The organism is Paenarthrobacter ilicis, from assembly GCF_016907545.1.
Taxonomy (GTDB): domain Bacteria; phylum Actinomycetota; class Actinomycetes; order Actinomycetales; family Micrococcaceae; genus Arthrobacter; species Arthrobacter ilicis.
Window position 1 is genome coordinate 1,874,880 of the sequence record NZ_JAFBCD010000001.1, and the last position, 25,357, is coordinate 1,900,236.

The window sequence follows — 25,357 nt, forward strand, 5'->3', positions numbered from 1 at the left end:
GGCGGCAGGGGGAGGGCTATAGCGGCATACGCATCGGCAGGGTCCTTGGGCCCTTGTGGGCATGGCCAGCAGTCAGCAAGAATTTGGCAGAGCCGCCATCACAAAGTGCTCGATATCGAGGCCAACAGCCGCCGGACAGGAGAATCATGGATCGCCCAGAAACAGCCGGTCAAGGCACCGGCGTTTCCCCTGGAGGACCAATCCGTGTTTTCATCCTCGATGACCATGAGTTGGTTCGCAGAGGCCTTCAGGAACTATTGGAAGGCGAAGGTTTCGTTGTTGTCGGCACGTCCGGTTCAGCGGAAGAAGCGACCCGCCGCATTCCCGCTTTGCGGCCCGATGTAGCTGTTTTGGACGCGCGGCTGCCTGACGGCACTGGAATTGAGGTCTGTCGGGACGTACGTTCGGTTGACCCCGCGTTGAACTGCCTCATTCTCACCAGTTACGACGACGATCAGGCACTTCGCGGGGCTGTCCTTGCCGGTGCCGCCGGATACATTCTGAAGGAAATCGGAGGCATGGACCTGCTGGGTGCCCTGCGCAAGGCAGCCAGAGGCGAGTCCTTGTTCGATGAGGCCGTCAGAACCCGGATACTTCGGGGCCTTACGGAGCCAAAGAAGCAGGATTCCCGTGTCTCAACCCTCACGCCGCAGGAGCGCCGGGTTTTGGAGTTCGTTGGAGAAGGCATGACCAATCGTCAGATTGGGGAGGAAATGCTGCTGGCAGAGAAGACAGTGAAGAACTATGTGTCATCACTGCTGGCCAAGCTCGGGTTTGAACGCCGGACCCAGGCCGCGGTCTTTATGGCCCAACCCCCCAATGATGACGTTGGGAAACTGCGCTGAGGGATCAATCCAACGGCACAGACCATATCAGCGACGTGCCCTTGCCCGGTTGGCTGGTGATGGTAAAAGTTCCTCTCAGTTCTGCAGCCCGGCGAGCCATGTTCGTTAGTCCGTTCCCCGGAACGGGGTCCTCGAATCCGCATCCATCGTCCATCATTTCCAGGGTCAGTCGGTCATCGTTCACGGTCACCGAAACATTAATGGACTGGGCTGCTGAGTGGCGGGCCGCATTGCTGAGGCTCTCTGAGACAACAGCTATCAGATGATTAATGACGATTTCGTCAGTCACAGAATCAACCGGGCCGGACACCATGAGATGAGGCGCGTAGGGCAGGGACTTGGAGCCGGCTTGAATCGACTGGAGAATGCGGTAGCTCAACGGTTCTTGTTCGTGGGTGCTGGCTTGAAGGGAGTAGATGGTGTTGCGGAGATCGCGGATGCTGGTGTCCAACTCTTCCGTGATGGAGTCGATCCTGCCTAGAGCGGATTCCCCCGACGTGTAGCGCCTGAGGCTTTGTATACTCAGCCCGGCCGCGAACAGCCTCTGAATAACCAGGTCGTGCAGGTCGCGTGCGATCCTGTCCCTATCCGAAAACACCACCACTTGCTCCCGGAGCCGATGGATCCTGTCCAGGGCCAAAGCGAGTGCTACGTGTGAGCCGAAGACCGCCCCCATCTCCACATCGGTCTTGGAGAAAGTGCCTGTGCCTGCAGTACGGGCAAGGATCAAAAGGCCATGATGGGCTCCTTGGGCGCTGAGGTCGATCACCAAAAGCTTTGCGGGCCCTGCATCTCCAGCAATATTGAGGAGTTCCTTGGAATCGTCAAGGCAAACCGGCTTCCCGTTTCGTTCGACTCCACGGACTTCGGCGGCCTCCATGACCAAGGACATGCCGGCGAAGTCGGAGGCGGTTTCCCCTGCCGTGCCCGCCACTGCGTATGGCCCTCCCGGTGTTGAGGGGACCAGGATCAAGGCGAGATGGGATGCCGACTCCTGCAAGGCCCGTCCAGCGATCAGGTCCAGTGCTGAGTTCTCAACCTGCTGTGGCTGCTCAGCGCCGAGCATCTTCCCCGTGACGTCCATGCAGGCCTCGAGCCAGGCTGCCCGGCGTCTGGCGTCTTCATAGAGCCGTGCGTTCTCGATTGCCACGCCGGCCGCCGCGGCCAATGCCACGGCAAGGTCCTCATCCTCCGGGGTGAAGTCGCCCCCACCAGCTTTCTCGGTCAGGTAGAGGTTCCCGAACACCACGTCCCTTACCCGCACGGGAACTCCCAGGAACGACTTCATGGGCGGGTGGTGCTGCGGAAACCCGTAGGCTTTTGGATGTTGGCCCAGATCATGGAGGCGAAGGGGTGCCGGCTCGGTGATGAGCAGGCCAAGTACGCCGTGACCGGTCGGGAGCGGGCCGATGCGTTTGGCCAGCCCGCTGTCTATCCCTACGGTGACAAAATGACTGAGGGCATTGTCTTCGCCGATGACGCCCAGGGCCCCGTAGCGTGCCTGAAGCAGCTGGCATGCGGAGGTCACTACGCGGTCGAGCACCGCTTCAAGACTCAAGTCTTCCGCTACGGCGACAACTGCCTCAAGCAGGCCCCGGGTTCTTTCCTGAGCTTGCAGAAGCTCCCCGGCGCGCGCTACGAAGTCCTTCAACAGGTCATCGATGGGGATCCGCGCTTCTGGCTTCGGCCGACGGGGCCCAGGGGCTTCGGATTCGTTCACTAGTACCTTTCGAAGAGTGCCGAACAACGTGTGGTGGGCCCCGCAGGGGGCCCTTGGAGCCAGAGTACTCTGACCCATATTTACCGGCTACCACGGCGCTCATGTGGGCCTTTGTGCCCTGTTGTCCCCGCCCAGCCGGGCCTACGGTCAAACCATGACGAACACACCGACCGTTCCGGAAGTCGAGATCCTGGACAATAAGCAATGCTGGGAGCTGCTGCGCAGCGTGTCGGTGGGCCGACTCGCAGTCTGGGCGCAGGACCACCCGGACATCTTCCCCATCAATTACAAAGCAGACCACGGCACGCTCGTGTTCCGCACCGGGGAGGGGAGTAAGCTCCATGCCTCCCTCAGCGCCACGCCGGTAGCGCTGGAAGCTGACGGAGTAGACACAAACGCCGGAGTCGCGTGGAGTGTGGTGGCCAAAGGTACTGCAGAGAGCATCAAACTGACACAGGATGTGCTGGACACCGTGGGCCTGCTGCTCTTTCCTTGGCAGGCCGGGCGGAAGGATCATTTTGTCCGCATCGTTCCCACCTTGTTGACAGGACGCCGCTTTAAAGTGACGCCCCCCTTGACGTGGTGGAGTCCCCTGGATGACGCCACCCGCGCGGGTCTGGAATGACTGCCGGGCCGAGTGCCGCCGTCGACGTCTTGCCCCGGACGGCAGGGAAAGGCCGGCGTCGATGCCCGACTGGACGACTTCCACTAAGACCCACACCCGGCGCTTCAGACGGGCTGAACAAGGCCGGAACAATACTATGAAGGCTCTCGTCTACGGTGGTCCCGGCGAGAAGTCCTGGACGGACGTTCCGGATCCCGTCATCATGCAACCCACAGACGCTCTTGTCCGCATCGACACCACCACCATTTGCGGAACGGATTTGCACATCCTCAAGGGAGACGTCCCTGCAGTCCAGCCAGGACGCATCCTCGGGCACGAAGGCGTGGGAACCGTAACCGACGTCGGGAGTTCGGTCAGTTCACTCAGCCGCGGCGACCGGGTGATCATCTCCTGTATCAAGTCATGCGGGCATTGCGGCAATTGCAGGAAGGGCCTTTTTTCCCACTGCCTCGGTGACGAAGGACAATCCGGAACCGGTTGGATCTTCGGCCACCTCATCGACGGCACTCAGGCCGAATTCGTCCGGGTTCCCTATGCCGAAAACTCCCTGCACAAATTGCCCGCGGGCGTCACCGACGATGAAGCCGTGATGCTCTCCGACATACTGCCCACGGCCTTCGAAATCGGAGTCCAAGCCGGACATGTGTCCCCGGGGGACGTCGTGGCCATCATTGGAGCCGGACCCATAGGCCTCGCGGCCATGGCAACAGCAGGACTCCACGGTGCAGCCACCATCGTGGCCATGGATCCGGACGAGGGCCGTCTCGCCAAGGCCCGCGACTTCGGTGCCACGCATACAGTCAATCCCACCAACCCCGCATGGATTGCCGATGTCCTTGCCCTCACTGATGGCGCCGGGGTGGACGTGGCCATGGAAGCCGTCGGAGTACCAGAGACCTTTGACATGGCCCTGCGCGTGGTCCGTCCCGGCGGGCACGTTGCCAACATCGGGGTTCATGGAAAACCCGTCCAACTGCCGCTCCAGGATCTGTGGATTCAAAACATCAACATCAGCATGGGCCTGGTCAACACCAACACCACCCCGATGCTTCTTCGCTTGGTGACCCACCATAAGCTCCCTGCGGATAAGTTCGCGACTCATCATTTCGAGCTGGGACAGATCATGGATGCCTACGACACGTTCTCGCGAGCGGCGGAGACAGGGGCCCTGAAGGTGGTTCTTAGCCGAAACCCCCATGACTGACCATCGGTCATGACGCAACGTCTGCTGCATTCGGCCGTGCACTATCCGTTGGTGTCGGCTACCGTGGGGGTGCTCGTCACCTTTGCGGTCCTGACAGTCACCGGACTCACGCCGGCAGCTCAATGGCTGGCGGGCATTTTCGCCCTCAGTGTTGCCCTCTACCGGGCCAGCACCATGGTCAAAGGGCTCCTGCATGGACGCTGGGGCATCGATCTTCTGGCCGTGATGGCCATTTGCTCAACTGTTGCGGTGGGGGAGTACCTGGCATCCCTGATCGTGGTGCTGATGCTGACAGGTGGCGAAGCGCTGGAACAATTTGCCCAAGGCCGCGCTACCAAGGAGCTCCGTGCACTCTTGGACCGCTCCCCGCGGAATGCGCACCGAGAACGGTTTGGCCTGCCTGTGGAAGACATCCTGGTGGATGCAGTGGTTCCCGGAGACGTGCTGCTGGTCAAACCATCAGAGCTGGTTCCGGTGGACGGAACCCTGCTGTCCGACGTCGGAATCTTTGACGAGTCCGCGCTGACAGGCGAGAGCCTGCCCGCTGAGCGAACCGAGGGCGACATGCTGCTCAGCGGCTCGCTTAATGGCGCTGATGCCGTGCGAATGACGGCCACAGCCACGGCGGTGGATTCCCAGTACAGCCAAATAGTTGCCTTGGTTCAGGGAGCTGCGGCCAGCCGGGCGCCGACGGTGCGGTTGGCTGACAGATATGCTGTGCCGTTCACTCTGGTCGCCTTGGTGTTGGCCGCTGTTGCCTGGTTTTTCAGCCAGGATCCGGGTCGGTTCGCTGAGGTGCTGGTAGTAGCCACCCCGTGCCCTCTGCTGATAGCAGCTCCCGTTGCGTTTCTCGCCGGGACAAGCCGGGCTGCACATGCGGGCATTATCATCAAGAACGCCGGGACGCTTGAGCAACTCAGCGGCGTCAAGACGGCCGTGTTCGACAAGACAGGGACCCTCACTCTAGGCAACCCGTCCTTGGCCGGAATCCGTGTGGCCCCCGAATCAAATCTGTCCGAAGCCACCCTGCTGCAGTTGGCCGCGTCCGCCGAGCAGTATTCCACCCACGTCCTGGCCGCCGCAGTCATGTGTGCCGCCCGTGCCAGCGGCTTGGTACTTATAGCGGCAACAAGCGCCAGTGAACATGCAACCAACGGAGTGACGGCAGACTGCGGAGGCCACCGTGTTGTGGTCGGAAAACCTGCCTACGTCGGTTCCTTGGTGAGCGGATTCGAGAAAGAGGCGCTGCCCACCGGGCATCTCGGGATTTACGTCGGCGTGGATCGCCGGTTTGCCGGAACTCTGATCATGAGTGATCCACTGCGGCCAAATGCCAGGGACACGCTGGCAGAACTTCGGAGGCTCGGGGTCGTGGAAACGATGCTCCTGACCGGAGACGCTGCAACGACAGCCCAACATATCGCCGTGGAGGCGGGCATCAGCAACGTCATGGCCGAATGCTTGCCTGCTGACAAAGTCACTGCCGTCGCCGCGCTTCCGCTCAGGCCCGTGATGATGGTGGGAGATGGTGTCAACGACGCCCCGGTACTGGCAGCGGCCGACGTCGGCATCGCCATGGGCGCCAAAGGCGCCACTGCGGCCAGCGAGTCGGCGGACGTGGTGGTCATGGTCGATGACCTGTCCAGAGCTGCGATGGCAGTTGGCATTGGGCAGCGCACTCTTCGCATCGCGCGTACCAGCATATGGACGGGGATAGTTCTGAGCCTCGGCCTGATGGTGATGGCCTCACTTGGGATGATTCCAGCCGTCGCCGGAGCGCTGCTCCAGGAACTGGTGGATCTGGCAACCATCCTTAACGCCCTCAGAGCCTTGAGCCCCGGACGGTCCGTGGCTTCCAGGAGTTCCAGGGCCGTCAGTACCGCTCAGGCTCATCACCGAGTTCGAAGTGGCGGCCGTGGACCCGGGTAGGAGTGATCTCCACGTATGTGTACTTGCGGGTGGGAATCCATGGCTTCAGGGGCAGTTTGTCCGCTTCATCGATCTCAGACTGTGACTCGATCACCCTGGCAGTCCCCTTAAGGACAACGCTCCAAGCTTCGGCGTCGACGATCTCCTCCACTTCGAAGGCGACTTTTTCGTTGACGGTCAGTTCAGCAAGCTTTGTCCCCGGATTAGTCCTTAGAAGCAGCCGCTGCTTGTGGGCTATGAAATTCAGTGGATAGATGTCCGGTTCACCCAGGACGCTGACAGCCAAACGACCATGCTGGGTACGCTCCAGGACCTTCCATGAGTCGGCTTCGGAGAGGACGGTTCCGGGTCTTTCGTCGGTTTCCATTGTCTATGTCTCCTTTGTGGGCGGTGGATGTGGGCGAATCGCCACGTCGCAGCTGGTTTCTGTGTTCCCGAGCCTATGGTCGGGTCTCAGCGGCCAATAGAGTCCAAGGTCCCGAGGACAAAGAGGCACGGGTGATTCACTCCCGCCCAAATGGCTCTGTTGGGGAGGGACTTTCTGCCCTGTTTGCGCGTAGCCGGAGGGCATAGGCTCGGCCCCATGGAGATTACATCGACGGGTCAGGACATTAAAGAGCTCAGTATCCACGACTGCTGGAAGTACCTTCAATCGGTGTCCATGGGCAGGATTGCCCTCATCAACGGAGAGGAACCTGAGATCTTTCCCGTGAACTACGTGCCGAATTACGGAACTGTTCTCTTCAGGACCGGACCGGGGACGAAGCACGACACTATCCGTGAAGGGGCCGTGATCGCGCTGGAAGCCGATGGCTTCAACCGATACGGAACCGTTGCGTGGAGCGTCATCCTCAAGGGGAAGCCGGAATTCGTGACGCAGCCGGAAGACATCCAGGAAGCGGTGGATGCTGGCCTGTCTCCGTGGGAGCCCGGCGCCAAGGACATCCTGGTGAGGGTCACGCCCACGGAGATCAGCGGACGCCGGTTTGTCATCAGCCCGCCGTCGAAGTGGTGGCCACCGTTGGATCCGACTGGCTCCGAGGCGCCCGACGGCGAAACCCAGGAACTCCTGCCCGGCGCCTCTGGCTAGGGTCGGGTCACACGGGGTGGGGCGCCGCAGTGCCAAGAGAGCCAACCGACCGCAGCCCGCCCCTCGGAAGGAAAGGAGAACATGCGCGTTCTCGTGCTGAACCCCGGTTCCTCATCGCTGAAGTATCAAATGCGTGAAACCACAGCTACCAACCCGGCTGCGGGCATTCTTGCCTCAGGACAGGTGAACTGGCCAGCGGAAGACCGCTTCATCCCCGGCAGTCTTCAGGCGGCTTTTGAAGAGATGGTCCAGAACATGAAGAGCCTCGGATCCGCGCGCCCGGAATCGATTGGACACCGCGTGGTCCATGGAGGCCGGCAATTCAGCGCCCCGATTCGCGTCACGGCGGACGTGATAGCAGCCATCGAAGGACTAAACCCGTTGGCCCCCCTCCACAACCCGGCCAGTGTTGCCTGCATGAACGCCGCCGGCAAACGGTGGCCCGGCCTCCCACAAGTGGCAGTCTTTGACACGGCGTTTCACCGCTCCATTCCGGATTTCGCGGCCCGCTATGCCATTCCGGAGGACGCATGCGAAGGCTATCCAGTCCGGCGCTACGGCTTCCATGGAATCTCTGTGGAAATGGCGTGCCGTGACACAGCAGGATTTCTCAGCGTGGCATCTGTGAACGCGATCGTGGCCCATGTTGGCAACGGGGCGTCCGTCACCGCTGTCAGGAAGGGGCTCAGCGTGGACACCTCCATGGGAATGACCCCAGTGGAAGGCCTGGTCATGGGGACTCGATCGGGAGACCTGGACCCTTCCATCGTGTTGTTGATGCAGCAGGCGGGCGCAACGGCGGAGGAAGTTGCTGACACACTCAACCACCGTTCGGGGCTGTTGGCTCTGGCCGGAACAGCAGACATGCGTGACATTGGCGCCGCTTCCCTCAAGGGCGAACCGGCTGCGATCCTCGCTTTGAACATCGCTGCCTACCGTCTTGCCAAGTACATCGCGGCCTACGCCATGGTGGTTGGCCGGCCGGACGCTTTGGTGTTCACCGGCGGCGTGGGCCAGAACTCTGCGTTGTTCCGGGACAAAGTGGTCGCCTGGTTGGGACCGCTGGGGATCGGGCTTGACGAGGAACTCAATGCGTCTCTCCAGGAAGGCATCCGCAAAATCAGTACCAGACGATCAACATTTCCTGTCTTGGCAGTGCCCTGCGACGAAGAACGCGCCATTGCAGAATCGACGGCGGCCTTGCTCGCCACCCCCACGGAAGGTTGACCGCGACATGAGTTTGAAGAGAAACACCACAGTTACTGAGCGAGAACCGGTGAAGGAGGACTTTGCCCTCATTCACCGGTATTGGTCCGCGGCCAACTACCTGACCGTGGCACAGATCTACCTGCAGGAGAACGCCCTGCTCAGAGAGCCGCTGCAAGCAGAGCACATCAAGCCCCGGCTGTTGGGACACTGGGGCACCAGTCCGGGCTTGTCGCTGATTTACGCACACCTCAACCGGCTCATCCGCCGCACAGGTTCGGAAGTCCTGTTCGTGGCCGGTCCCGGCCACGGTGGTCCCGCCGTCGTCGCCAATACCTACCTGGAAGGCAGCTACTCGGAGGTCTATCCGGACATAGGCAAAGACCTGGAGGGGCTTCGGAGACTCGTCCGGCAGTTTTCGACGCCGGGAGGCATCGCCAGCCATGTTGGTCCTGCTACGCCCGGATCCATTCACGAGGGCGGCGAACTGGGCTACTCCCTCATGCATGCCACCGGCGCAGCCATGGACAACCCGGATCTGATCGTTGCCTGCGTCGTGGGCGATGGGGAAGCCGAAACCGGTCCCCTGGAGGGCTCTTGGAAGGCGCCCTCGTTTCTGAACCCGCTCAGGGACGGTGTTGTGCTTCCAATACTCCACCTCAACGGGTACAAGATCTCCGGCCCCACCGTGCTGGGCCGCCGCTCAAACCTGGAGGTAGCATCACTGCTGGAGGCCCACGGCTGGGATCCCGTCATCGTCTCCGGCGACGACCCCGCCATCGTGCACCCAGCCCTCGCCTCGGCGCTGGACTCAGCCTACGCATCGATCCGGACCATCCAGTCCCGCGCCCGCGCAGAGGGAGTTACCGGTCCCGCACGATGGCCGGCGATCATCCTGCGCACCCCCAAAGGATGGACGGGACCCGCGATGGTGGACGGAAAACCCGTTGAGGGAACCCACCGTTCCCACCAGGTCCCTCTGGCCGGGGTCCGGGAAAACCCCGGCCACCTGAAGCAACTGGAAGAATGGATGCGTTCCTACCGCCCGGAAGAACTGTTCGACGGCGGTGGACGGCTTCTTGACGAACTCGCCCAACTCGCCCCGACAGGCGATCTTCGAATGGGTACGTTGCCGGCCAGCCGTGGTGCTGGAAGTCATGATTTGGTGATTCCCACGCTGGATCACTACGCCATCGAGGCCGTGCCCCGCGGTGCGGTGATGCAGGAGAGCACCAGACCGTTGGGGGAGATGCTTCGGGATATCTACATCGATACCGCCGAAGACCCAAGGTTCCGCCTCTTCTGCCCCGACGAAACCAACAGCAACAGGCTCGGGGCAGTCTTTGAAGCCACCGATCGCTGCCTTATGGAACCGGCCGCGAACCCGGTAACGGCGCTCGCAGACGATCACGTTTCCCCTGGCGGACGCGTGATGGAAGTCCTTTCAGAACACCTATGCCAGGGGTGGCTGGAAGGATATGTGCTGACCGGCCGGCACGGCTTGTTCGCGAGCTATGAGGCGTTTGCGATGGTGAGCGCATCCATGACCATCCAGCACGCCAAGTGGCTCCAGCACGCACGGTCACTGGAGTGGCGGAAACCCGTCCCGAGCCTGAATATCCTGCTGACCTCTACGTGCTGGCGTAACGATCACAACGGCTTCAGCCATCAAGGCCCCGGCCTCATCGATACGGTCCTGTCCCTCTCCAGCACGGTCATCCGTGTCTATTTTCCTCCTGACGCAAACACCTTGCTGGTCACCGCGGAACATATGTTCCGAAGCAAGGACTACGTAAATCTGGTGGTGATCGACAAGCAGGAGCATCCCCAGTACCTGACGCTTCAAGAGGCGCGGAAGCATGCTGCCGTGGGCGCATCCATCTGGGATTGGGCCGGCAACGAGGTGCCCGGAACCCGGGCCGGCGAGGGCCCGGATATTGTCCTCGCATGCGCCGGTGATGTTCCCACGCAGGAGACATTGGCGGCATCGTGGCTGTTGCGGAAGTACGTCCCAGACATGTCAGTCCGGGTGGTCAACGTCATGGACGCCATGGTCTTGCCACCGCCGGATGCGCACCCACATGGGCTGTCTGGTGAAAAATTTGAGGAACTTTTCACCGATGGCGTGGACGTCGTGATGGCTTGGCATGGCTACGCGAGGGCCCTTCATCAACTTCTGCACGGCCGCCCGCATCCCGAGCGGTTCCATGTCCGCGGCTACACCGAGCAAGGTACCACCACCACACCTTTCGACATGGTGGTCCTGAACAAGGTCAGCCGCTACCACCTGGTCATGGAAGCCCTGCGGCGGGCCCACGGGCGATACCCAGGAGAAGACCAACTGCTGGAGCATTGCGGGACGCAGTTGGAAGCCCACTCCCAGTACATCCGCGAGCACTTCGAGGATCTTCCCGAAATCAGGGAGTGGGTGTGGACTGAAGGTTGGAATCCCGGCCCTCCGGCGACGGCCGGTAAATGAACCCCCTCCAGCTTTCCACAGCGACGGCAGCCGGACTTGATACCGTACAGGTTTTGCACCAGCTGTCTTCCGCCCCGTCTGGCCTATCGGACCAGGAATCGGCGGCCCGGCTGGCTATGGTGGGTCCGAACGCGGTCCTGTCGCATAAAGCCAGTGCCTGGGGCGTACTGGGGCGTCAGCTCGCCAGTCCCATCCTGGTTTTGTTGTTCGTCACTGCGTCGGTGTCGTTGTTCTTGGGGGATGCGACCAACTCGATAGTGATCGGGGGCATCCTTCTTGTCAGTGTGGGGCTCGGATTCAGCAACGAATTCAGGGCCGAGCGCGCCTCGGAATCCCTTCACTCGCAAATAAGCCATCGTGCTCTGGTACTTCGCGAGGGCAGGACCCTGGCCGTGGACGTGACAAACGTGGTGCCCGGCGACGTCGTTCAATTGGGACTCGGGACGATTGTTCCCGCCGACTTGCGGTTGCTGGAAACAAACAGTTTGCTCTGTGATGAGAGCATTCTTACCGGGGAGTCGCTGCCCACGGAAAAAGACCCATCCCCGGTTCTCGATGGGGTGGCCCTTGGTGATCGGACATCGTGCGCGTTTATGGGCACGGTGGTTCATTCCGGTGGGGGAACCGGAGTGGTTGTGGCCACCGGAAGGGGCACGGAGTTCGGACGTATCGCTTCGGGAATGGGAGAACGCCAACCTCAGACCGAGTTCCAACTCGGTCTTCGACGATTCTCTTTCCTTTTGCTGCAAGTCGCCTTAGGTCTCACCACTTTGATCTTCATCATCAATGTCCTGCTTCAACGGCCGATCATTGAATCATTGCTCTTCTCCCTCGCCATCGCTGTGGGCATCACGCCTCAACTTCTTCCCGCCGTCGTCAGTACCAGCCTGGCCACCGGAACGCGCGTCCTGGCCAAGCAGAAAGTGCTCGTCAAACGTTTGGTTTGCATCGAAGATCTGGGCGACATGGACATCTTGGTCACGGACAAGACCGGCACCCTGACCGAAGGCAGGATCAGCTATACCGGAGCGCTGCCGGTAGGGCCCGAAACAACCCAGGACCAGGTGCTCACCCTGGGGCTGCTGGCCACAGAGGCGGACTACACCGCGGCCAAAGACTCCGTCGCCGGACAAAACCCGCTGGATGGGGCACTCTGGACCAGCCTTTCAGCGGCGCGGCTTGGCCCTGAGCAATTTACACGTTTGGATCTCATCAGTTTCGACCATGATCGGCGCCGTACCTCCGTGCTCGTCCGACACCCGGCACATGGTGAGCAGCTGATCACCAAAGGCGCCCCTGAAGACGTCCTTTCCCTGTGTCGGCCAACAACCCAAAGCGCATTGGAGACGTTGGATGAGCAGTTTGGAGCAGGATCGCGCGTTGTGGCGGTTGCATACCGTGACGTTCCTGGACTGCAAAAGATTAGAGACACAGACGAACGCGACTTCACCCTTGCTGGTTTTCTCATTTTCCTGGACCGCCCCAAGGCGAACGTTAAAGCTTCACTTGACCACCTTCAGTCATTGCAGATCACAGTGAAGATCGCCACCGGCGACAACGCCAAAGTGGCCGAGAAAGTCTGCGCTGAGATTGGAATCGTTTCCGGTGGCACCCTCAACGGGGCCGACATTGATGGGATGTCTGATGAGAACCTGGTCTCGGCAGCACGGACCGCTTCCATCTTTGCCCGGGTGTCCCCGGAACATAAGGCACGGATCATCACTGCGCTCCGCAAGAGTGGCGGCTCCGTAGGATTTCTGGGAGACGGGGTCAACGACGCCCTGGCCCTGCACAAAGCAGACATCGGCATTTCAGTGGATACGGCCACTGACGTCGCCAAGGACGCAGCCGATATTATCCTGCTCGATAAAGACCTGGGTGTCCTTGCAGCAGGTGTCGGGGAGGGGCGGCGGATCTTCGCGAATACCATCAAATACGTCCTCATGGGAACGTCCAGCAATTTCGGGAACATGTTCAGCGCAGCGACCGCCTCAGCGGTGTTGAACTTCCTGCCAATGCTGCCAAGCCAGATTCTGCTCAATAACCTGCTTTACGATGCCGGGCAATTGGCCATCCCCACCGACAGGGTCGATAAGGAACAACTCCGTGCTCCCACCCACTGGAATATCGCCTTTATTCGACGCTTCATGCTCCTCTTCGGGCCTATCAGCTCGATCTTTGACTTTGCGACCTTCACATTGATGCTCACGGTATTTACTGCCGTCCCTGGCGAGTTCCGGGCGGGATGGTTCATCGAATCAATCGCCACCCAGACCCTGATTATCTTCGCCATCCGCACCCGCAAAGTGCCTTTCTTCCGCAGCAGACCCTCGGCAGGGCTAACCGTTGCCTCGTTGGGGGTCGTCGCCGTGGGAGTCGCTTTGCCGCTGTCACCCCTCGGACCGTGGCTTGGCTTTGATCCATTGCCGGTGCCGTTCTTTCTTGCCCTCCTCAGCATGGTGATCATTTATCTGGTGATGGTCGAATTCGCCAAACATTGGTTCTTCTCCCGCTCCAAGCAAGAGTCACCCGCCATGAAAATCCCCCGACGCCGGTCGACCCACCACATCAGCCGCCGTGCATCGCGCTTCACCACAGCCGGGAAACTATCCGGCGCCCCAAAGAAGACCACTGATGATCTTCACCCCCGCCCCGCGAAGTTCCCTGAGTCACGGGATTTACCGGGGAGCAGAGAGTGGGGCTTTTAGTATCCTTTGGTGGGACAATGGGATAACGGACACATGTCACGGGGCCGTGTCCGGCCCCGGCACGTCCCGCTCACATTCAGGAGGGGATCCTGATGGGCCCCACCACTATTGTCGTCCTTGTCGTTGTTTTGGTGCTGTTGCTGATCGCCGCGAAATCGTCGATCCGGGTCGTACGTCAATACGAAAAAGGTGTGCTTTTCCGGCTTGGCAGAGTTCTTGGTGTCAGGGAGCCTGGTCTGCAGTTGATCATCCCGGTCATCGATCGGTTGCCGTTGGTGAGTTTGCGGATCGTGACCATGCCCATCCAGTCCCAAGGCATCATCACTCAGGACAACGTGAGCGTGGATGTCTCCGCCGTTGCCTACTATCGGGTGGTGGACGCTGTGAAGTCGGTGGTGGCCATCGAGAATGTGGCCTCCGCTATTGACCAGATTGCCCAGACAACCCTGAGGAAGGTCGTGGGTCGGCACACCCTGGACCAAACCCTGTCCGAAACCGAACGGATCAATATTGACATCCGTGAAATCCTCGATGTCCTCACCGTGGAGTGGGGCGTAGAGGTGACCCTGGTGGAACTCAAAGATATCCAGCTACCGGAAAGTATGAAACGTGCCATGGCCCGCCAGGCTGAAGCGGAACGGGAGAAGAGGGCCAAGATCATCGCAGCTGAAGGCGAAGCCATCGCCGCGACAGCGCTCGGCGAAGCCTCTGACACTATGATGGCCCACCCCTTGGCCCTACAGCTAAGGAATCTGCAGTCTCTGGTTGAAATCGGGGTCGATAAGAACACCACAGTGGTCTTTCCCGCCCCACTGATGAGCACCATCGGTGAACTTTCCGCGTTCTTGGCTCGAGAGAACCTGGCCGCAGCATCCTCCAACGGCAAGACTCCCATCAAAGCGGCATGAATTCCCCAATAGGCAGGCCCTCTGAACCGGGTGGAGGATAGTGAGCTTGGTTGAGCCGCGCTCGGGTTGCTCTGCCCGGCTGATGATGGGACCTTTGGGACCTGACGGCCCGGATCCCGCGCAGACGTCATGATTGACAAGGTTTTGTCACTTGTTCCAGGCCTCCCGTCGCGGGTGGGGCGCGTAGACTTGAGGGCGGCCATGACCAACCTGCTCAGGCAGGCCGGACGCATGCCAGCGCCTCCCACCCAGCCGACCCGGACCCGGGTCCCTGAACCAGCCACAGCCGTTCCACGTTCCGGCGGGTCCGACAGTGCACCTAATAGAACGTTGGCACAGCGCCATGACAACCATTCACGAATTCCCTGTTCGCGTCGAGACAGCACTGACACTGAGCGGCGTCCTCGCCTCTGCCTTGCCGCATGACCTGGGCACGGTCCAAGGCCCCGCCCGCTACACCGTCCCGGCAGTATTTTCCCGCCGCCCCCAACCCAGGGAGATCGACCTTCTTCACGCAGTCAATAGCAGCCACCGCTTCGCTGGGGCCGGCTTCGGCGAGGTTGAAATCAGCGTCTCGGACCGTCGACTCCTGATCAGCAACACCAACCTCGCGGAACTCAAGTCAGGTTTGGCCCATCTTGTGGGAGTGATCCTGGATGAGATTTCCGCTCAGGCCTGCCAAGAACGCGCAGACCGCGCGGAAGAGCTTGACGCTCTGGGACTGATTGAAGAACGGCGTCTGGAATCCATCCGACAAGCCGCGGCCGAAATCCACTTCGATTAACGCCGGAGATGCAGGTCATCGGCATTTTCGTGGTGCACCTTGCAACAAGGGCCCGTTGAGCCAACGTCGAGCCAGGGAGGTTTGGTGAAGGCAGCCTCGGGAACCTGCGCGGCGGTCATGGTCCTGTGAGTACATAAGAGGAGGCAGAGGAGTGTGCGCACCGCATTTATCCGGCGCTGGATGCTGGCTGTCACAGCGTGCGAGGCGGTTGGATTCATGATTCCAGCTGCGGTTGGCGGGTTCCTCGCCTTAGCGGCAGTGCAGGGATGGGGTGTCTATCCGGTGATGGTTGTCGCAGGTGCCTGCGAGGGAGCCTTGCTTGGACTTGGGCAATCGATTGGCTTCGGACCGTTGGTCGTGCCGCGGCCCGTGTGGGTTGCCGCTACCGCTGTGGGCGCTGCCGTGGCATGGGCGATTGGTATGTTGCCCAGTACGATTGCTGGTTTCGACCTGGGGAACCTTTGGATTACGCCAGAGGTTGTCGTCGGAGCGGTACTGCTATTGGTTTCGATTCCGACGCTGCAGTGGCTTGTTCTCCGGCGGGTGGTTCGGAAGAGTCTTCAATGGATCCCTATCAACGCTGGTGCGTGGGCTATCGGCATCCTGTGGACGTTGGCCCCGTCGCCGTTCATTGACGAAATGACTCCAGCGCCCGTGCTGTTCGCGAGCTATGCGTTGGCGGGAATTTTCATGGCTGTCACTGTAGCGGCATTGACAGGCCTTGCAGCCCAACGTATAGCCTTGGCCGCTAACGGACAGGGAGATGCTGGCAGTCACGCCCCCTCCGCCGCATGGTGAAGGCGCCCGCGGTCAGGACGGGACCAATGGCCCTAACGATGACGCGATGCTGCCGTTAGCGTCGATGACATGAACGCCGAATCACGCGCTGCCGTTGAACGCCTCCACCCGGGCGAGTGCTGGTATCTCCTGAACGGGACCACGGTGGGTCGGTTGGCTGTCCCGGTTGATGGGCATCCTGAGATTTTTCCTGTGAACTTCGTCCTTAGTGGTGCCAGTATTGTTTTCCGTAGCGACCTGGGCACCAAGTATCAGAGCGCGGTGACGGATCCGAGCGCTTTGGAAATCGATGGATACAGCTCCTCTACAGAGATGGCGTGGAGCGTCGTCGTGCGGGGCCAGTCGCAGTTGATCGTGGACTCCCAGGAAATGGCTGCGGCCGATGATTTGAACCTCGAGCCATGGCAGGCAGGAAGTAAGAGTTCCTATTTGCGGCTCATCCCGACTTCCGTCACAGGCCGCCGTTTCAAGACCTTGCGCCCGGATATCTGGCGCGGCACTGTACTGCGGACGGTCAGGGATCCCTCACCATCCGCCATCCCCGATCAGTGATGGGTCACCAAGTAACGAGGACCCAGTCGCCGGGGAGATAGGGCAGTTCCTCAGCCGATCCTTTACCGTGCATCCTCAGGAAACAGACCTTGGTCTGGCTCAGAAAACCCTCCCCGCGTTGGTTGAGACACTTCACAACCATTAGCCAGACACCAAACCTCGTAGCTGCGCCACCTGGCTGGTACGCGGACCCGGCAGGAACGATGAGGCTTCAATGGTGGGACGGTGCCGCATGGACGGGGCAATTCTCCGACTTGCCTGGGTTACCTGCGCTGCTGCTCATTCTGGGTCGAATTCGCCGCTGATAAGGATGATTCCGGCGCAGGGCCTCGTTCAGCTCCGTCGCACTGGGCGGATTCGCTCCCGCCCGGCCCACGGTGATTGCGGCCGCCGCAGTGGCCGCCTCACCCATCCTCCTCATGGCCTCCGGGCTAACGTTGTCCTCGTTGAGGTACCCCAGAATCAAGGCAGACATGAACGAATCACCGGCCCCGATGGTGTCAGCCACCGTCGTTTTCGTGGCCGGGATGTCCATGGTCGCGTCGGCGGAGGCAAGGTGGGAGCCACCGGCGCCCATCGTCACAACGGCAAGCTTTGCCCCAAGCCCAAGAACATACGCGGCTGTTTCCTGAAGGCTCTTTAGGGGGTAGAGCCATCGTGCGTCTTCGTCGCTGAGTTTCACCAGGTTCGTGGCGGGAACCACGTCTTCGAAGCTGGCCACCGCTTCAGAATGGCTTCCCAGCAGGGCCGGCCGGATGTTCGGATCGTAGGTGACGGTGCAGTGGTGATGCACCCGTTCGAGGATGGATTTGACGGTCCCGGCGCCCGGGGCGAGGAACGCCGCGATGGAACCGGTATGCAGGAGCTTGGGAAGGGACGCCAGCGCAGTGACGGGCATGTCCCAGGCGACGTCGAAGTCGTAATCGGCCGAACCATCCGCGGCAAGGGTGACCCTCGCCGTGGATGTCCGGGCCAGTGAACGGGACCCCGGCAAAACCGTAACGCCGGCGCTGCGTAGATGGGCTTCGATGGCGGTGCCGCGGTCGTCATCGCCGATAGCGGTCAGCAACCCGGTGGAGATGCCGAGGCGGCCCAGGCCGTAGGCCACATTGGCTGGAGATCCTCCGGCATGCTCTACCTGGCCGGACGGGCTGATGACCACGTCGATCAGGGACTCGCCTATGACGAGCACGTCAAGGGCAGATTCGGTCTCGCTGGTTGTTTCGGGTCCCATTCTTACCGGCTCCTACGGGGTTGCTTTGATCTCGTTGATGTGGAGGTTCCGGAACGTCGCCGTGCCTTCATTGGCGTACAGCCGGATCCCGTCGTCGCCTTCAAGGGGGAACACGCGGTGCGAGTGCACAACACGACCGTCGCCCAGGAACAGCTCGACGCTGGTGCTGTCCACCAGGAGCCGGAGCAAGAGGCGACCGGACTGAGGGTCTACCGGCGTCTGGGTTTCTCCGGCGGTGGGGTTGATCGTTGGCCGACGGTTGACATAGGCGAACGGGCCCCGCAGGAAGACCCCTGCGGCCACATGCCTGCCGCCGCCCGGGGCGCGGCAAACCTCCAATCCGATGTTGGCCGGCGGGGCAGCGGGATCCCACACCAGTTCGCAGGAAAGATCGTAGGCCCGCAAACGGAGGTCAAGGTCGCGCGTCCCTGTGACCGTCACATCACCCGGCTCGTGGGTGCGCTTGACGTGGTTGGCCAGGGCGGCGGTGGGAGCGGAGGCGAGGTAGTATCCGCCGGTTCCGCGTTTCAATCGCAGATCGCGCACGATCATGTCGTCGCCGTTGTATCCGTCTGTTGCCAGCGTGGGAGTGTTGTGGGGGTAGTCCCAGAAGTTCGCCCAGCCGATGGCGCGGCGAAGCGTCGGGTCCTCGGCTCCCGCAGCATTGTGGTGGGGGTACGTCACCGCCCCGTAGAAGTCGAAGCCGTAGTCGATCCATTCCGGCTCCGGCCGGTCGGACGTGAAGGTGCTGCCGTCGAAGGTACCTGTCCAGTACGCATAGGTGGCGGGCAACCCGCGGCCTTTGCCGTTGGCACTGGTGCCCAAGACCCAATGGGAGGTACCGTCGTCGGCGGTCATCTTGAAGATGTCCGGACATTCGAGCACACCCAGGTCGGCCCGGACGAACTCACCCACCCGCTGCCAGGACCGGAGGTCAGACGAGGCGTAGAAGCCAAGTTTCTGGCCCTCGGCGTTGATCATAAGCCACCGGTTCCGGTCCTGGTCCCGGATCACCTTGGGATCCCGGAAGTCTGCCGTACCGGGGTTGGGGAGCACCGGGGCAGTTCCTCCGGGCTTGAAAGTGGCGCCGCGGTCCGTGGAATACCAGAGATATTGTGCCTGACGGCCCCCGGGCGCCTGGGTGAGGATGGCGATGACCGCGCCGGCCCCGTAGCCGGCAGTGTTCCGGTCATCCACCACCAAGGAACCGGACCAGCAGTCCCCATTGCTGTTGCTGAACTTCGGAATGGCGACTCCACGGTCCCGGAACGTGACGTGGTCGGTGGTGGTGGCACGGCGCCAGGAGGTGCCGCCGCCGCCGCTGATGTAGTCGGCGTTGTAGAGGTAGTAGTAGTGATATTCCCCGTCGAGGTAGATGGGGCGCTGCGGATCGTTCTTCCAGTTGTCGGGCACGCTGAAGTGGTATTCGGGGCGCATGCGGGTCCGTCCTTTCGGGGATTGTCCGCTTGGGGCGTTGTCAGGTGAGGCCGGAGCGGCCAAAGCGGCGCCGGCGTCTGAAACGGCCAGAGGGGCGGCCAAGGCGACGGCGCCCGCACCGGTCAGGAGTGAACGACGGGATACAGAGGGTGAGTCCTTCATTGGTTCCCTTTTGTTGTGTGGCAGCACAGTGCCTGCCGGGTGGATGGTGGTGGGGCATATCTATGGAAAGAGGGGCCGCGGACCGTTGAAGACGTCCCGCATTGCCCAAGCGTCCATGGAGACCAAGCGGACCGTGCCCGTCGAGGCTGCCAGACTGACATGCTGGCCACCCAGAGTGGGATAAACGCGGGCCGTGAGGGGCTTGCCATTGGCGAAGATCTCGATCGCCGAGCGGTCAATGAGGACCCTTAGGTGAACACGCCCATCCGGCAGGGGGACCGGTCCGGTCTTCTCTTCGGCATCCGTTGACAGGTCCAGGCTGCTGCGGCTGCGGTCCAGCCTGAGGGTGCCGGGGGAGTCATCTTGTGCTCGGATGAGTTCAATGAGCGTGGTCTCGGTGCCGTCGGCAGTTCCCAGCACTCCGAGTTGCAGTGTCGAACCCGGGGCCAGTTGGAGGTCCAGTTCAAGGTCAAGCTGGTTGCCGCATACCCCCGTCACTGACGGTGTTCCGCCAGCCACCAGGACCCTCCCGCTGACGTTCACGTGCCTGGTGCGCAGATTCTCCAGTTCCGGAACCGGTGCGAAAGCCAGGGTTCCATCGTGGGCCGGTGTGGCGACGCGGGGGAGGCTCATGACCCCCGACCAACCGGCCTCCACCATGGCAGAATCGGACCGGCCTTCCTGCAGCCACCCGAACATGATCCGGCGTCCGGAGTCGTCAAGGAAGGATTGCGGGGCGTAAAAGAACCGTCCTCCGTAGTCCAGGCGATGGAGTTCCGCGGGGGTGTAACTATCCCCGGAGTAGCGTCCTGTCCAGTACAGCGGGTGGCGGGTGTCGCCGTCGTCCCATGCTGAGAAGACCAGCACATCCGGTGCGCCGCTGGCTGGGACGGAGCCCAAGGAAGCACCGTCGGCCCGGAAAAGGTCCACGCATTCCCACATGGTTCCGGTCCAGTCCGTGCCGGCGGGGTCCCCCTGGGATGCGTCGCCGATGAACAGCGGCCCCACATAGTTCCAGGACCGCAGGTCCCCGGATTCGTACAGGAAGGCCGTACCACCCCGGCCTCGGATACCGGAGCCCACCAGGTGACGCCAGGTGGTGCCCTCGCGCCAGACGCAGTGGTCCCGGTAGGCGGTGATGTCGACGCCGGCCGGAGGGGCTGCGATGACGGGATTGCCGGGATCTTTGGTCCAGACCAAGAGATCGGGGGAGCCCACCGCCACGCAAGGCAGTTCCCTTCCGTTGGATCGGCCCGAATAGACCACGGTGGGTACGCCGCCGTCGTTGACGACCACACCGGACCAGCAACCCTCTGCATCGGGACCTTCCGACGGGCTGAGAGCGACCGGCTGGTCCGTCCAGGTCACCAAGTCAGTGCTGGTGGCGTGGCCCCAATGGATGCTGTGATGGAAGGCGCCCTCAGGATTGTATTGGTAGAACAGGTGATAGGTGCCGTCCCAGTGGCTGACACCGTTGGGATCGTTGAGCCATCCGCCCGGTGACACAAAATGGAATCGCGGACGCAGGGGATCGGCCTCTGCGCGGGACACGAGCTCGTCGCGGGGAACGGTGGCAAGGGGATGGATCTGCTCAGTCATGCGGAGGCCTTGCTCTCTGTTGATTCGATCGCCTGCGGTTCGGTGGTCAAAGGCTCCGTAGCCAGGGCGTGGCCGCTGCTGCCGGGCTGGGGCCGGTACAGGTGGCAGCGCACCCAGTGACCGTTTTCGGCTTCGCCCACGTGGTGCCGGACAGGCCCGGACGCTGAACACTGCTGGTGCGGGTCGCCGTCGAAAGCGCAGTGCGTGGACGCCATCACCGCCTGGCGCAGTTCCGCCCGGCGGATCGGGTCATAGGAACCTGCCCGGGCCGGGTCCGGAACGGCGGAGACCAAAAGCTGTGTATACGGGTGCGCGGGGTTGGCCAAGAGATCCAGCGACTCGCCCTCTTCAACGATTTCGCCGGCAAACATCACGGCAATCCGGTCTGCCAGGTAGCGGGCCGAGGCGAGGTCGTGGGTGATGTAAAGCATGGAGATGCCCTGTTCGTCCCGGAGTTTGGCCATCAGGTTCAGGACTCCGATCCGAACGGAGACGTCCAGCATGGAGGTGGGTTCATCCGCCAGGATCACCTGGGGCTCCACGGCCAGTGCCCGGGCGATCGCGACGCGTTGGCGCTGACCTCCTGAGAGCTCATGCGGGTAGGAGTTAAGCATGTCGCTTTGCAGGCCAACGGTTGTCATCAGCTCTTCGAGCCGCCGCTGGATTGCTTCCTCGGACGCACCACCCTTGTGATGGATCGCCAAGGACCTCCGCAGGAAGTGCTCGATCCGGTGTGCGGGGTTGAGCGAACCGAAGGGGTCCTGGAAGACCATCTGCAGCTTGGAGCGATAGGAGCGCGAGGCCTGGAAGCGGTCCCGTTTGAGGACGTCTGTCCCGTCCAGCAGGATGGAACCTGTGCTTGGCTTTTCCAAGCGGGCCACGCACCGGGCCAGAGTGCTCTTCCCGGAACCGGATTCACCCACCAAGGCCACGATTTGGCCGCGGCCGATGCTCAGATCCACATTGTGAAGGGCACGGACGGATTGCCGGGAGAACAACCCGCCGATGGGGAAGCTTTTACCCAGGCCCCGGATTTCCAAGGCGGGACCCAGCCCGCCTGCGGAGGTGGTTGATGGTTGTGCTGCGAGGGTGCTCATGGGGTGGCTCCTTCCAAGGGCAAGGGGAGGTGGGTGGGATTGGCGGATGCCCCGGCATGCACAGGGGCCACCAGGTGACCCGGCGCCACTTCCGTGAGATCCGGGATGTCCAGGAACTTCACGCCCTCCGGCAAGCCGGTCAGGGGAACGCGGGGCCCGCTCAAGGGCGGGAAAGCACCCATCAAGGCCTTGGTGTAAGGGTGGCGGGGCTGCGAATAGACGTCCTGTGCCTTGGCCGTTTCCACGATCCTCCCTCCGTACATGACGGCCATACGGTGGGAGAGCTCCACCATGAGGGACATGTCATGGGTGATGAACAGGACGGAGAAGCCCAGTTCGCGTTGCAGTTCCTTGATTTGGGCCATGATTTCCTGCTGCACCACCACGTCCAGGGCGGTGGTGGGCTCGTCCAGGATCAGCAGCGAGGGCTTCAGTGCAACGGCCATGGCGATCACCGCCCGCTGCCGCATGCCCCCGGAAAGCTGGTGGGGGTAGGACTTCAGCCGCGCGGAATCGATCCTGACGATCTCCAGGAGCTCCCCGGCCCGCCGCAGTGATTCCCTGCGTGAGTACCCTGCATGCGTAGTAAAGATGTCCACGATCTGTTCGCCAATGGTCAACACCGGATTCAGTGAATTCATGGCCGACTGGAACACCATGGCAACGTCCTGCCAGCGGAACCGGCGCAGTTCCTCCGGGCTCATGGCCAGGACGTCCTTGCCGCCGAAGGAGATGCTGCCTCCGGCTATTTTGGCCGGGTCTTTCAGCAGGCGCATGATCGAGTTGGCGATGGTGGACTTCCCGCACCCGGATTCTCCGGCCAGGCCAAAGACTTCGCCGGTGCCGATGCTGAAGGAAACACGATCGACGGCGGTGGTGGAGCGGGTGTCGCCGATGTACTTGACTGTAAGGTTCTTGACTTCCAGGACCGGCTCATGGGAACCGAAGGAGACTTGGGAAACAGTCATTTGGCGGCGCTCCGTTCGTTGGTTTTTGGTGCCTTGATTTTCCGCAAACGGGGATTGGTGACTTCATCCACGGCGTAGTTGATCAGGGCCAGGGCGAAGGCCACCAGTGCGATGCAGACGCCGGAGGGAACAAAGACCCACCAACTGCCCGTGAGGAGTGCACCTTCGTTGCCGGCCCAGAAGAGGTTGTTGCCCCATGAGACCGTGCTGACGTCTCCCAAGCCCAGGAATTCCAGCCCCGCCTGCGCGCCGATGCCGTAGATGACACAGGCCAGCAGGGTCCCCATGACGATCGAGGCCATGTTGGGGAGGATCTCGCGGAACATGATCCGGCCAGCGCGCTCGCCGGAGACCACGGCTGCGGCTACGAAGTCCTTGGATCGGATGGACAGGGCCTGGGATCGCAGGACGCGGGCTGAACCGGCCCAGCCTGTGATGACAAGGACGAGGATGACCGTGCCCAGTCCAGGCGGAAGGAAGGCGGCCAGGATGACCAGCAGCGGCAGGCCGGGAAGGAGCAGGAAGATGTTCGTCAGCAGGGACAATGCCTCGTCGATGAACTTGCCGAAGTAGGCCGAGGCGAGCCCCACGAGGATGCCGATGAACGTGGACGCCAGGCCGACAGTGAGCCCGACGAACAAGGAACTCCGGGATCCGTGAACCGTCAGGGCAAGGACATCCTGGCCTTTGGCGGTTGTACCCAGCCAGTGTTCAGGAGACGGTTCCAAAGAGGACATCGCAGTGATTCTTGATGGATCGCCGGGGAACAGGATGGGTGCCAGCAGTGCGATGGCGATGAAAAGCACCATCACCGTCATTCCCACCAAGGCTTTTTTGTTGGTGACAAGGCCATGGACAAAGCTGCGGTTGGGTTTGCGCCGGGTTCCTCCGGGACGCTGGGCCTTTACCGGCCCGCCCGCAGGTGCAGCGGCGGTTTCTTCAATGAAAGTAGTCATGGTGGCCCCTAGTTGCTGCGCACGCGCGGGTCGAGGCGGACGTAAAGGATGTCCACCAGGAAGTTGGCCAGGAGAACCGCGGCGGTGATGGTCAGGAACAGTCCCTGCATCAACGGGTAATCCAGGCCTTGGACGGCGTTGAGGAGTTGGTAGCCAACCCCTGGGTAGGCGAACACCACTTCGGTGAGCAGGGCGCCACCGACCACGAAGCCCAGGCCCATACCAAAGCTGGTCACTGAGGGGAGCATGGCGTTGCGGGCGGCGTAGCGGAGCATGATGCGGCCTGGTCGCAGCCCTTTGGCTTCGGCCATGGTGATGTAGTCCTCGGAGTTGGTGGCGATCATGGTGTTCCTCATGCCCAGCATCCAGCCACCGATGGAGACCAGGACGATCGTCAACGCCGGCAGCACAAGGTGCGCTCCGACGTCGCCGATGAACTCCCAAGTGAAAGCCGGCTCCAGGCCGTCGGTGAACGCATGGCGGATGGGAAACCAGCCCAGGACGACGCCGAACAGGTACAGCGCCCCCATGGCGAGCCAAAAGTAGGGGAAGGAGCCGATGAACACCAGCAACGGTGGAAGCGCGGAGTCGATCGCCCCGCCCCTCCTCCACGCGGCAAGGATGCCCAAGAGGTTGCCAACCACGGCGGCAATGACAAGTGCTGTTCCGCCCAGGAGGAGGGTCCAGCCGATCTGCGACGAGATCACTTCGGTGACAGGGGTGGGGAACCGGGAGATGGAGACGCCCATCTGGCCAGTAAAGATGTTGTGCATGTAGTCGACGTATTGCGCCCACAAAGGGCGATCGTCCACCCCCAGAAGCTTGCGGAGCGCCTCGATCTGTTCGGGCTGCATTCTGTCCTGGGAGCGGGCAAACATGCGTGAGACGGGGTCGCCCGGCATGAAGCGCGGGAGCATAAAGTTCAGGGTGATCGATGCCCAGAAGGCGATCAGATAGAAACCCAGACGGCGCAGGATGAAGCGCACGGTTCCCTCCATTCGGGAAGTGGGGATAAGTGTGGGTGCAGCGCCCGGCGGGTGGTGCCCGCCGGGCGCG

Annotated in this window: 21 protein-coding genes and 1 pseudogene; 13 read left to right on the forward strand and 9 right to left on the reverse strand. The window is 61.8% G+C overall.

Annotated elements, in window-relative coordinates; all coding sequences use genetic code 11:
• Positions 1–146 precede the first annotated feature (146 nt).
• A complete protein-coding gene (locus tag JOE60_RS08545) occupies positions 147–845 on the forward strand; it encodes a response regulator (RefSeq protein WP_167266907.1) in 699 nt (232 codons plus the stop codon).
• Between the two features lie 4 nt (positions 846–849).
• Here JOE60_RS08545 and JOE60_RS08550 read toward each other — a convergent pair whose 3' ends face one another.
• Positions 850–2,565: a sensor histidine kinase gene (locus JOE60_RS08550; protein ID WP_420851378.1), complete on the reverse strand. Its 1,716-nt coding sequence runs from the start codon at positions 2,563–2,565 to the stop codon at positions 850–852.
• A 154-nt stretch (positions 2,566–2,719) separates the two neighbouring features.
• On the opposite strand from JOE60_RS08550, the gene JOE60_RS08555 reads away from it, so the two are divergent.
• From JOE60_RS08555 to JOE60_RS08565, 3 genes are all read left to right on the forward strand, one after another.
• Complete coding sequence (locus JOE60_RS08555; protein WP_167266903.1) at positions 2,720–3,190, forward strand: pyridoxamine 5'-phosphate oxidase family protein; 471 nt, start codon at positions 2,720–2,722, stop codon at positions 3,188–3,190.
• Between the two features lie 136 nt (positions 3,191–3,326).
• Positions 3,327–4,394 (forward strand): zinc-dependent alcohol dehydrogenase family protein, encoded by a 1,068-nt coding sequence (locus JOE60_RS08560; protein ID WP_167266901.1) that lies wholly within the window; start codon positions 3,327–3,329, stop codon positions 4,392–4,394.
• 9 nt (positions 4,395–4,403) lie between these two features.
• Positions 4,404–6,323 carry a heavy metal translocating P-type ATPase gene (locus JOE60_RS08565; protein ID WP_167266899.1) on the forward strand — a complete coding sequence of 640 codons (1,920 nt, stop codon included), beginning with the start codon at positions 4,404–4,406 and terminating at the stop codon, positions 6,321–6,323.
• On the opposite strand, the gene JOE60_RS08570 is transcribed toward JOE60_RS08565, so the two are convergent.
• Positions 6,268–6,690 carry a pyridoxamine 5'-phosphate oxidase family protein gene (locus tag JOE60_RS08570; protein WP_167266896.1) on the reverse strand — a complete coding sequence of 141 codons (423 nt, stop codon included), beginning with the start codon at positions 6,688–6,690 and terminating at the stop codon, positions 6,268–6,270. The two genes, JOE60_RS08565 and JOE60_RS08570, sit on opposite strands and share 56 nt — an antisense overlap.
• Positions 6,691–6,906: 216 nt before the next feature.
• Here JOE60_RS08570 and JOE60_RS08575 point away from each other — a divergent pair, with 216 nt between their 5' ends.
• From JOE60_RS08575 to JOE60_RS18340, 9 genes are all read left to right on the forward strand, one after another.
• Positions 6,907–7,413 carry a pyridoxamine 5'-phosphate oxidase family protein gene (locus tag JOE60_RS08575; protein ID WP_167266893.1) on the forward strand — a complete coding sequence of 169 codons (507 nt, stop codon included), beginning with the start codon at positions 6,907–6,909 and terminating at the stop codon, positions 7,411–7,413.
• A gap of 81 nt (positions 7,414–7,494) precedes the next feature.
• Entirely contained in the window at positions 7,495–8,640 is a 1,146-nt protein-coding gene (locus JOE60_RS08580) for an acetate/propionate family kinase (RefSeq protein WP_167266891.1), read from the forward strand.
• A gap of 7 nt (positions 8,641–8,647) precedes the next feature.
• Positions 8,648–11,098: a phosphoketolase family protein gene (locus tag JOE60_RS08585; protein ID WP_167266889.1), complete on the forward strand. Its 2,451-nt coding sequence runs from the start codon at positions 8,648–8,650 to the stop codon at positions 11,096–11,098.
• Entirely contained in the window at positions 11,095–13,806 is a 2,712-nt protein-coding gene (gene mgtA, locus JOE60_RS08590; RefSeq protein ID WP_167266885.1) for a magnesium-translocating P-type ATPase, read from the forward strand. Before JOE60_RS08585 ends, mgtA begins: the two co-directional genes overlap by 4 nt.
• Before the next feature lie 92 nt (positions 13,807–13,898).
• Positions 13,899–14,714 (forward strand): slipin family protein, encoded by an 816-nt coding sequence (locus JOE60_RS08595; RefSeq protein ID WP_167266883.1) that lies wholly within the window; start codon positions 13,899–13,901, stop codon positions 14,712–14,714.
• A gap of 343 nt (positions 14,715–15,057) precedes the next feature.
• Complete coding sequence (locus JOE60_RS08600) at positions 15,058–15,498, forward strand: hypothetical protein (RefSeq protein WP_167266881.1); 441 nt, start codon at positions 15,058–15,060, stop codon at positions 15,496–15,498.
• 153 nt (positions 15,499–15,651) lie between these two features.
• Positions 15,652–16,296 carry a hypothetical protein gene (locus JOE60_RS08605; RefSeq protein WP_204814887.1) on the forward strand — a complete coding sequence of 215 codons (645 nt, stop codon included), beginning with the start codon at positions 15,652–15,654 and terminating at the stop codon, positions 16,294–16,296.
• Between the two features lie 69 nt (positions 16,297–16,365).
• A complete protein-coding gene (locus JOE60_RS08610) occupies positions 16,366–16,848 on the forward strand; it encodes a pyridoxamine 5'-phosphate oxidase family protein (protein WP_167266879.1) in 483 nt (160 codons plus the stop codon).
• Positions 16,849–17,051: 203 nt separating this feature from the next.
• On the forward strand, positions 17,052–17,153 hold the full coding sequence (locus JOE60_RS18340) for a hypothetical protein (RefSeq protein ID WP_239528842.1): 102 nt from the start codon (positions 17,052–17,054) through the stop codon (positions 17,151–17,153).
• A 17-nt stretch (positions 17,154–17,170) separates the two neighbouring features.
• Here the strand turns inward: JOE60_RS18340 and JOE60_RS08620 are convergent.
• The 7 genes and pseudogenes from JOE60_RS08620 to JOE60_RS08650 all read right to left on the reverse strand — a co-directional run.
• Positions 17,171–18,082, reverse strand: a pseudogene (locus JOE60_RS08620) (carbohydrate kinase family protein); the annotation flags it as partial.
• Between the two features lie 12 nt (positions 18,083–18,094).
• Positions 18,095–19,681: a glycoside hydrolase family 32 protein gene (locus JOE60_RS08625; protein ID WP_239528843.1), complete on the reverse strand. Its 1,587-nt coding sequence runs from the start codon at positions 19,679–19,681 to the stop codon at positions 18,095–18,097.
• A gap of 60 nt (positions 19,682–19,741) precedes the next feature.
• On the reverse strand, positions 19,742–21,280 hold the full coding sequence (locus JOE60_RS08630; protein ID WP_167266875.1) for a glycoside hydrolase family 32 protein: 1,539 nt from the start codon (positions 21,278–21,280) through the stop codon (positions 19,742–19,744).
• Positions 21,277–22,377: an ABC transporter ATP-binding protein gene (locus JOE60_RS08635; protein WP_167266872.1), complete on the reverse strand. Its 1,101-nt coding sequence runs from the start codon at positions 22,375–22,377 to the stop codon at positions 21,277–21,279. The genes JOE60_RS08630 and JOE60_RS08635 overlap by 4 nt, the downstream gene beginning before the upstream one ends.
• Entirely contained in the window at positions 22,374–23,345 is a 972-nt protein-coding gene (locus tag JOE60_RS08640; protein ID WP_167266869.1) for an ABC transporter ATP-binding protein, read from the reverse strand. The genes JOE60_RS08635 and JOE60_RS08640 overlap by 4 nt, the downstream gene beginning before the upstream one ends.
• The gene (locus JOE60_RS08645; protein WP_167266866.1) at positions 23,342–24,301 is read right to left on the reverse strand and encodes an ABC transporter permease; all 960 of its coding nucleotides are present in this window, start codon (positions 24,299–24,301) and stop codon (positions 23,342–23,344) included. Before JOE60_RS08645 ends, JOE60_RS08640 begins: the two co-directional genes overlap by 4 nt.
• A gap of 8 nt (positions 24,302–24,309) precedes the next feature.
• Positions 24,310–25,287, reverse strand: coding sequence for an ABC transporter permease (locus tag JOE60_RS08650; protein ID WP_167267100.1), 978 nt, complete (start codon positions 25,285–25,287; stop codon positions 24,310–24,312).
• Between the last annotated feature and the right edge of the window lie 70 nt (positions 25,288–25,357).

Bases quoted from the DNA above. Each gene is read 5' to 3' on its own strand.
- JOE60_RS08635 (WP_167266872.1), bottom strand. From the start codon at position 22,377: ATGAGCACCCTCGCAGCACAACCATCAACCACCTCCGCAGGCGGGCTG.
- JOE60_RS08630 (WP_167266875.1), bottom strand. From the start codon at position 21,280: ATGACTGAGCAGATCCATCCCCTTGCCACCGTTCCCCGCGACGAGCTC.
- JOE60_RS18340 (WP_239528842.1), top strand. From the start codon at position 17,052: ATGAGGCTTCAATGGTGGGACGGTGCCGCATGGACGGGGCAATTCTCC.
- JOE60_RS08585 (WP_167266889.1), top strand. From the start codon at position 8,648: ATGAGTTTGAAGAGAAACACCACAGTTACTGAGCGAGAACCGGTGAAG.
- JOE60_RS08565 (WP_167266899.1), top strand. From the start codon at position 4,404: ATGACGCAACGTCTGCTGCATTCGGCCGTGCACTATCCGTTGGTGTCG.
- JOE60_RS08625 (WP_239528843.1), bottom strand. From the start codon at position 19,681: ATGAAGGACTCACCCTCTGTATCCCGTCGTTCACTCCTGACCGGTGCG.
- JOE60_RS08645 (WP_167266866.1), bottom strand. From the start codon at position 24,301: ATGACTACTTTCATTGAAGAAACCGCCGCTGCACCTGCGGGCGGGCCG.
- JOE60_RS08600 (WP_167266881.1), top strand. From the start codon at position 15,058: ATGACAACCATTCACGAATTCCCTGTTCGCGTCGAGACAGCACTGACA.
- JOE60_RS08580 (WP_167266891.1), top strand. From the start codon at position 7,495: ATGCGCGTTCTCGTGCTGAACCCCGGTTCCTCATCGCTGAAGTATCAA.
- JOE60_RS08555 (WP_167266903.1), top strand. From the start codon at position 2,720: ATGACGAACACACCGACCGTTCCGGAAGTCGAGATCCTGGACAATAAG.
- JOE60_RS08640 (WP_167266869.1), bottom strand. From the start codon at position 23,345: ATGACTGTTTCCCAAGTCTCCTTCGGTTCCCATGAGCCGGTCCTGGAA.
- mgtA (WP_167266885.1), top strand. From the start codon at position 11,095: ATGAACCCCCTCCAGCTTTCCACAGCGACGGCAGCCGGACTTGATACC.
- JOE60_RS08575 (WP_167266893.1), top strand. From the start codon at position 6,907: ATGGAGATTACATCGACGGGTCAGGACATTAAAGAGCTCAGTATCCAC.
- JOE60_RS08570 (WP_167266896.1), bottom strand. From the start codon at position 6,690: ATGGAAACCGACGAAAGACCCGGAACCGTCCTCTCCGAAGCCGACTCA.
- JOE60_RS08610 (WP_167266879.1), top strand. From the start codon at position 16,366: ATGAACGCCGAATCACGCGCTGCCGTTGAACGCCTCCACCCGGGCGAG.
- JOE60_RS08595 (WP_167266883.1), top strand. From the start codon at position 13,899: ATGGGCCCCACCACTATTGTCGTCCTTGTCGTTGTTTTGGTGCTGTTG.
- JOE60_RS08545 (WP_167266907.1), top strand. From the start codon at position 147: ATGGATCGCCCAGAAACAGCCGGTCAAGGCACCGGCGTTTCCCCTGGA.
- JOE60_RS08560 (WP_167266901.1), top strand. From the start codon at position 3,327: ATGAAGGCTCTCGTCTACGGTGGTCCCGGCGAGAAGTCCTGGACGGAC.